The sequence below is a fragment of the Chamaesiphon sp. VAR_48_metabat_403 genome (assembly GCF_031422475.1).
Taxonomy (GTDB): domain Bacteria; phylum Cyanobacteriota; class Cyanobacteriia; order Cyanobacteriales; family Chamaesiphonaceae; genus Chamaesiphon.
Genome location: NZ_JANPLS010000149.1, coordinates 1 through 6,990, shown reverse-complemented (window position 1 = coordinate 6,990; position 6,990 = coordinate 1). Strand labels below are relative to the sequence as shown.

9 protein-coding genes are annotated in these 6,990 nt (G+C 44.2%); 3 read left to right on the top strand and 6 right to left on the bottom strand.

Translation table 11 applies throughout. The features are described from left to right. The first annotated feature begins 241 nt into the window (after positions 1-241). Together RMO79_RS07315 and RMO79_RS07310 are read left to right on the top strand one after the other, a co-directional pair. Entirely contained in the window at positions 242-568 is a 327-nt protein-coding gene (locus tag RMO79_RS07315; RefSeq protein WP_310482455.1) for a hypothetical protein, read from the top strand. Positions 569-760: 192 nt separating this feature from the next. Then, positions 761-1,234: a macro domain-containing protein gene (locus RMO79_RS07310; protein ID WP_310482454.1), complete on the top strand. Its 474-nt coding sequence runs from the start codon at positions 761-763 to the stop codon at positions 1,232-1,234. A 20-nt stretch (positions 1,235-1,254) separates the two neighbouring features. On the opposite strand, the gene RMO79_RS07305 is transcribed toward RMO79_RS07310, so the two are convergent. Then, the gene (locus RMO79_RS07305) at positions 1,255-2,271 is read right to left on the bottom strand and encodes a TOBE-like domain-containing protein (RefSeq protein ID WP_310482453.1); all 1,017 of its coding nucleotides are present in this window, start codon (positions 2,269-2,271) and stop codon (positions 1,255-1,257) included. Between the two features lie 169 nt (positions 2,272-2,440). Here RMO79_RS07305 and RMO79_RS07300 point away from each other — a divergent pair, with 169 nt between their 5' ends. Continuing rightward, positions 2,441-2,884 (top strand): Rrf2 family transcriptional regulator, encoded by a 444-nt coding sequence (locus RMO79_RS07300; protein ID WP_310482452.1) that lies wholly within the window; start codon positions 2,441-2,443, stop codon positions 2,882-2,884. A 66-nt stretch (positions 2,885-2,950) separates the two neighbouring features. Here RMO79_RS07300 and cysW read toward each other — a convergent pair whose 3' ends face one another. The 5 genes from cysW to RMO79_RS07275 form a co-directional block, all read right to left on the bottom strand. Then, positions 2,951-3,817, bottom strand: coding sequence for a sulfate ABC transporter permease subunit CysW (gene cysW, locus RMO79_RS07295; RefSeq protein ID WP_310482451.1), 867 nt, complete (start codon positions 3,815-3,817; stop codon positions 2,951-2,953). Further along, positions 3,807-4,673: a sulfate ABC transporter permease subunit CysT gene (gene cysT / locus RMO79_RS07290; protein ID WP_310482450.1), complete on the bottom strand. Its 867-nt coding sequence runs from the start codon at positions 4,671-4,673 to the stop codon at positions 3,807-3,809. Before cysT ends, cysW begins: the two co-directional genes overlap by 11 nt. A gap of 97 nt (positions 4,674-4,770) precedes the next feature. Beyond that, complete coding sequence (locus RMO79_RS07285; RefSeq protein ID WP_310482449.1) at positions 4,771-5,094, bottom strand: NIL domain-containing protein; 324 nt, start codon at positions 5,092-5,094, stop codon at positions 4,771-4,773. Positions 5,095-5,127: 33 nt separating this feature from the next. Further along, positions 5,128-6,171, bottom strand: a complete 1,044-nt coding sequence (locus RMO79_RS07280) for a sulfate ABC transporter substrate-binding protein (RefSeq protein WP_396136550.1) — start codon at positions 6,169-6,171, stop codon at positions 5,128-5,130. Between the two features lie 164 nt (positions 6,172-6,335). Continuing rightward, positions 6,336-6,990 (bottom strand): DUF1361 domain-containing protein (locus tag RMO79_RS07275; RefSeq protein ID WP_310482447.1); only part of this gene is annotated, 655 nt, incomplete at its 5' end.

Sequence of the window (6,990 nt, the reverse complement as noted above, 5' to 3'; positions counted from 1 at the left end):
CGGTAATACTGGTACTTCGATCGTCACCGACCAAGCTACCGATGTTCAAGGTAAATTCAACCGGACTACTCAAATCGGCGAAACTAATGTCGATAACTCCCAGCGTAATACTGCTAGCCCTCGCTACAAACGCTACTAAATCTTCCTAGTGTGGCGATCTCTATTCCTAACAATCGCCACACTTGCACTTAACTCCTCAATTTTAGTTACTCACTTTACTACTTAATTCGGAATCTCCATCATGAACGTTAAATCTCTTTTAGTTGTTGGTTTAGGCTTGGCTACCATCGGTTTCTCTCTCCCCGCTCACGCTGACACTGCAACTGATGTGAAAACCATCCAAACTTCTGTTGTCAATGGCGTAGGTAACGACACTACTCAAGGTAGCTTCACTAATATTAATAACAGCAAATTCGGTCGCACTGGTTCCGGTAATACTGGTACTTCGATCGTCACCGACCAAGCTACCGACGTTCAAGGTAAGTTCAACCGGACTACTCAAATCGGCGAAACTAATGTCGATAACTCCCAGCGTAATACTGCTAGCCCTCGCTACAAACGCTACTAAACCTTACTGGTAGCGAGATCTCATCCTGTAGATCGCCATCAGCCAATCGTGTAAACTCATTATCTTTACTCGCTTTCCTTACTGTATTTAGTAGGGGAGCGAATTGGCTTTTTATCGGTGCTTTCGGACGTTATTCTCGATTAGAAAGCGGGCATATTAAGGATCGAATCCTCGATCGTACCACAACCATAAATGTCAGCAGAAATCGTCCGTGGTGACTTACTCGACCAACCAGTCGAATTCATCGTCAATGCCTGGAATCGGAATATCATTCCCTGGTGGTTGTTATTGCCACAAGGTGTTTCTGGTGCGATTAAAAAACGTGGTGGATTGCAACCTTTTCGCGAATTAGGAAAATTTGGGGCAATTCCACTCGGACAAGCCGTACTTACCTCAGCCGGAAAACTGCCGTATCGAGCCATTATTCACGTTGCGGGTATTAATATGTTTTGGTGCGCTTCTGAAAAATCGATTCGCGGATCGGTCAGAAATACTATCCGCTTAGTTAACGAACATAATTTCACATCGGTTGCTTTGCCAATTATTGGAGCCGGATCGGGTAGTTTCAAACCAGGACGGGCACTAGAAATTATCCTCGATGAACTCGATCGAGTGCGGACAGATGCACGGATTATCGTTGTTGAATTTCAGAAAAACCGCAAATAATCTAGGTAAAATAAATCGAGTTAAATCGAGTAATATAGTGGGAAAGATTTAGATTCCTTAGGTTTTACGTATACGGTTTGCTGGGCTTCTAATTGTAGCTCGTCAAATCGATCGCGGGTCAGATGGGCGGAAATAATTTGACCGTCAGCTAGCAGCAATTCTGCCTGAATTTCCCAACCTAAATGAATAATCCGATTGACTGTTGCCACGGCGGTGGTGGCATCTGGCTCGATCGCGATCGAGACATCCTGAGGACGAAGATATACTTGGGGATGATTGGCTTCAAACCCATTGTTTTGGAAAATATCGGCACTGCTGGGCAATACGTTAACTGGGCCGATAAAGCTCATCACAAATGCACTCGCTGGTCGATCGTAAATCTCCGCCGCAGTACCGACCTGCTCGATTTGACCTTTATTCATCACCACGATTTTATCGGCTACTTCCATCGCCTCCTCCTGGTCGTGAGTCACAAATACCGTCGTTACATGCACTTCATCGTGGAGACGGCGCAACCAAGCGCGCAAATCCTTTCGCACCTTGGCATCCAACGCCCCAAACGGCTCATCTAACAACAATACCTTAGGTTCGACTGCCAGCGATCGCGCTAATGCTACTCGCTGCCTTTGTCCGCCCGATAATTGCGAGGGATATCGATCGCCCAATCCCGCTAGCTGCACTAGTTCTAGCAACTCATCCGCTCTGGCTTTAATCCGCGCTGGACTCGCCTTGCGAATCTTCAAACCGAAGCCGATATTTTCCCGAATCGTCATGTGTTTGAACAGTGCGTAATGCTGAAACACAAAGCCGATATTTCGCTCCTGAACGCTCTGATAAGTCGCATCGGTTCCCGTGAGCCAAATCGTACCGCTGTCGGGGGTTTCTAGCCCTGCAATCAGCCGCAGCAGCGTCGATTTACCCGACCCCGATGGCCCCAATAATGCCACCAACGCACCCGATTCGATCTCTAAACTGACATCATCGACAGCCTGAAAACTGCCAAACTGTTTCGCTACATTTTTTACTGATATACCCACCGTTCCAAATACCTATAAATAATAAGTTAACAGTTGACAGATACCCTAATCGATCGACGTTACGTGAATTGTAGATCCTCAACCCTAAAACCTAACACCTAAACCCTAATTACAACTACTGCAAATCGAGCGGGAAACCGTGATATCTTAAAACTATTATCTCATTAAAATGCTCGTGGAACTGTCTTCTCGACTAGAATATGCTTTAGTTGCGCTGCTAGAAATCGCCGATCGTCAAGCACAAGGTAAACCACTCAAGGTGAATGAGATTGCTGCGAGTCAGGCATTGCCAGAGCGATATCTCGATCAGATTTTCACTCTCCTCAAGCGTCATGGAATTCTCTCCAGTCAACGAGGCATGAAAGGCGGCTATTCACTTGCTAAAGAAATGTGGCAAATTACTTTACTAGATGTAGTAATTGCGATCGAAGGTAATGGCGATCGTAAAAAAGTCGATCCGGCTACACCCAATACGCTCGAAAAAACCGTCATCGTCCAAACATTTACAGGCATTAAAGATTCGGTAAATGAGATTTTGCAAAGTTATACACTTCAAGATTTAGCAAAGACGTTAGAAACTCAGAGACAGAATAGTCCGATGTATTATATTTAGGCTTTGGGCTTTAGGTTCTGGAAGTTTTAGATCTGTCGGCTGGGTTGAACGAATGTGAAACCCAACCTACGACTTATCCTTAATCTTGGTTTTACTTTCTAAAACTTCCTTAATAACCAAAGTTACAGCGGCGAGTAAAGCGAGTAAAACGGCGGCAGAAAAAGCGGCTTCGGTGTCGTATTGCTTGTAAGCTTCCTCGACGAATAGCGGCAAACTTTGAGTCGTATTAGCGACATTTCCAGAGACTACCGATACAGCTCCAAATTCGCCCATCGCGCGGGCATTTGTGAGCAATACTCCATACATTAAACCCCAGCGAATATTTGGTAGCGTTACTCTCCAGAAAATCTGCCAATCGCTTGCGCCTAAAGTTCTAGCGGCTTCTTCCTGATCTGTGCCAGTTTCTTCTAAGACGGGAATTACTTCTCTCACCACAAATGGCATACTCACAAAAGCCGTCGCCAAAGCCATTCCTGGAAACGCAAATACAATATCGATCCCCCGCTCCTGCAACCAGCCGCCAAACCAGCCCTGACGACCGTAGAGTAACATAATCATTAAGCCAGCAACGACTGGGGAAATCGATAGTGGTAGGTCGATAATACTTAATAATAAGGTACGTCCAGGAAATTGATGCCGCGCGATCGACCAAGCCGCACACAACCCAAATATTGTATTAATCGGGACGGTAATTAAAGCCAGCAATAGCGTGATTCTCACCGCACTCAGAAAATCTGGATTGGTTAAATTAGCTAAAAATGGCTCGATTCCTTTATGAAATGCTTGGTAAAAAACATTAATTGCCGGAATATAAACAATCAGACTAATATAAGCCAGCGATAAGCAAATTAAAATAATTGGAATTAAATTAAGTTGCTGGCGATCGGGGCCTTGACGCACTAATGCATTGTCAGGAATATTATTAGTCTTCATAACGCTGTCCCCATGCTTGTAAAATATTAATACCCAGCAGCATTACTAGCGAAATTCCGAGTAAAATTACGCCAATTATTGTCGCCCCGGCATAGTCATACTGTTCCAATCTTTGGAAGACTAAAACAGGCGCGATTAAATCTTTAAATGGTGTATTAGAAGCAATAATTACTGTCGATCCATATTCGCCCACCGCCCGCGAAAAACCTAAAGCCATCCCCGTGAGAATTGATGGTAATAATGGTGGCAAAATTACTTGTCGAAAAGTTTGCCAGTCCGATGCACCCAAACACCAGGCGGCTTCCTCGATATCTCGTTCCATCTCAATTAGTACGGGTTGAACGGTACGAACGATAAATGGCAGCGAGATGAATAACATCGCCATCCCTACGCCCCACCGCGTGAAGGCAATTTTGACCCCGAATGGCGCGAATAAACTGCCAATCCAGCCATTCTCGCTGTAGACTGTTGCCAAAGTCAGCCCCGCCACGGCTGTCGGCAGGGCAAATGGCAGATCGATCGAGGCATCGACGATCCGTTTACCAGGAAAATCATACCGCACCATCACCCACGCGATCGCGGTGCCAAACAAACCATTAATTAATGAGGCAATCAACGAAGTCGTAAAAGTAACATCATACGTCGATAACGCGATCGGACTTGTTGCTACGTCCCAAAACTTAGCCCAGCCATCGCTACCCGCTTTAGCGAACATTGCCCCCAAGGGCAGAAACAGCATCGCACTCAAGTAAAACCAAGTAAATCGCCAAGTCCACGATAAATTGCGGATACGATCGAACCACTGTCGCCAAGCGGGTTTTGGTTTGACAATCCGGGCTGGAATAACGTTGCTCATAGGGTAGTTATAAGTTGGCTGTTGCTTGGCGATCGTCAGAAAAATAATGACAATATCGAACGCAGAATATTGTACAAACCTAACCAGTATTAGTATTCTACAACTGAGTCGCCTCCGCCTTAGCAGGAGCTAGATCGAGATCGCCAACTAGCGAACCAGAACTATGCGCGAAAATTTCGATTCCTAAATTTCTCAGGTAGTCAAGCGCGTTGTCGATATCGCAATCTTCACCTTCCAAACTGAGATTGAACCAGCCACCGCCTGTGGCTTTTCGATCTAATACGGCGGCTCGAATATTGATAATTAGGTTGTAATTGGCAATAAGTGTCGCCAGCACGGGTTGTTGATGCAGTTGTGCGGGAATATGAATATCGATCGAGTATAATCCACTTTTTCGATCGGCGTTCGAGGGGAGAGACATATAAAATTACCTCTGGTGTAGTATCTAGGTCAATTATTTTTTCCCAGCTTCAATTTTGTCGTAAACACCGCCATCATCAAAGAATTTCTTCTGAAAATCATTCCATCCACCGTATTCTGCGATGGTGCCTAATGTTTTCACCTGTGGGAAACGGGGATCTGATGCCGATGTTGGCGCAGGACGATAACCTAACTTCACAAATTCGGCTTGCGATTCAGGTGTAAACATATATTTGACAAAGGCTTCGACTACCTCTCGATTGCCGTGTTTATCGACATTTTTATCGACAATTGCAACTGGAGTATCGATCGAAACATTTACATCTGGCACTACATAATCGAGTGATTGACCTCTTTCTTTGGCAAAGAGAATTTCATTCTCATAGTTTAAAAGTGCGTCTCCCTGCCCCTGTTTGGCAAAGGCATCTGTGGCTTCTCGTGCATCTTTGGGCTGGACAACAACATTTTTAAAAGCAGTGGTGACAAATTCTGTGGCTTTGGCTTCATTGCCCCCTGCTTTAATGGCACTATCCCATAGAGCTAAGAAATTCCACCGCGCACCACCAGAAGTTTTGGGATTAGCGGTTACCCATTTGACATCAGGACGCGCCAGATCTGCGAATGATTTAATATTTTTGGGGTTACCAGGGCGGGTAATAATTGCTGCAACAGATTTAGCCACAATGGCATTATTTGGTAACTTTTTGTCCCAATCTTTGGCGACTAATGAAGCTTGAACTAATTTATTGACATCTCCACCTAAAGCCAAATGCACCACATCCGCAGGTAAACCATCGATGACAGCACGGGTTTGAGAGCCAGAACCACCATAAGTCTGTTTAAATGTTACTTTTTGATTGTGTTCCTGTTGCCATTTAGCGACAAACTTTTTGATGATGCGATCGTGAGCGGCTTTGGGCACAGCATAGCCTACCAAGGTAATTTCGACATCTTTTTTCGCTCCAGCACCTGAAGTATTAGTTGTTGACTGGTTGCCGCAAGCCACCAGAGACAGGCTCAAACCCGTACCAATAAGCAATCCGGCAATCGATCTGAGTACCTGCTGGTTGACGGTCATCATGTTATTTCTCAAGAATCTACTGTATTTAGATCGGAATATCGTTTAAATATCAAGATCATAGCATATACCGTAGGTCAGGATCGGGGGAGTTCGGAGATGGGAGTTCAGAGATGGGAGTTCGGATTTCGGAGTTTGGAGTTCTTAATTTGTGTCCAAGATTACTAGTGACTGTAGAGAGATGACTTGACCATTATCGGTTTGCAGATACCATATAAAATGGTAATAATTAAAAATGTCAATAAAATTACTACCAAGGGCAATTTACCGATTAATTCACCTGGCAAAATACTCAAAAAATATTTGGGTTGTGTGACTAAGCTCCAACTATTAAATCTTAGAAATCGCCCGATGTAAATACCGATCGCACACAATATATGTAAGCTCAACTCAGCTATGCTGATGTAGCGATCGAGCTGATGTTTTTGTAAGTATCGATCGATATTAACTAGCGAGCAGACATAAGAAAACCACCCGACTCCAATAAATAAAATATAAATCGGCACGATAATTAGTGTGATTGCCCACACAGAATCTAAAGTACGGACTGCCTCATAGAAATGAATAATATCGGTGAGAATATAGGGTGCATTGGGTAAAATAGCGAGGAATGAAAATAAGCTCATCCACCAAAATATCGATCGATCGCGATTCGATCGCAACCGTCTATCTACAATTGCTAAAATAATAATTAAGCCGATCGAGATTGCAATAAAAAATATTCTCACGCCCCATAGAGACATGATAATGCGTTCGAGTGCTTCGAGTAAATTGCCATTGTTATACTTTTTAATGCCGACAACAAAACTCATCCCCAAT

What these genes read in the sequence shown, in the direction of transcription:
- RMO79_RS07315 (WP_310482455.1), top strand. Translation starts at nt 242, where the DNA reads ATGAACGTTAAATCTCTTTTAGTTGTTGGTTTAGGCTTGGCTACCATC.
- RMO79_RS07310 (WP_310482454.1), top strand. Translation starts at nt 761, where the DNA reads ATGTCAGCAGAAATCGTCCGTGGTGACTTACTCGACCAACCAGTCGAA.
- RMO79_RS07300 (WP_310482452.1), top strand. Translation starts at nt 2,441, where the DNA reads ATGCTCGTGGAACTGTCTTCTCGACTAGAATATGCTTTAGTTGCGCTG.
- cysW (WP_310482451.1), bottom strand. Translation starts at nt 3,817, where the DNA reads ATGAAGACTAATAATATTCCTGACAATGCATTAGTGCGTCAAGGCCCC.
- cysT (WP_310482450.1), bottom strand. Translation starts at nt 4,673, where the DNA reads ATGAGCAACGTTATTCCAGCCCGGATTGTCAAACCAAAACCCGCTTGG.
- RMO79_RS07285 (WP_310482449.1), bottom strand. Translation starts at nt 5,094, where the DNA reads ATGTCTCTCCCCTCGAACGCCGATCGAAAAAGTGGATTATACTCGATC.
- RMO79_RS07280 (WP_396136550.1), bottom strand. Translation starts at nt 6,171, where the DNA reads ATGACCGTCAACCAGCAGGTACTCAGATCGATTGCCGGATTGCTTATT.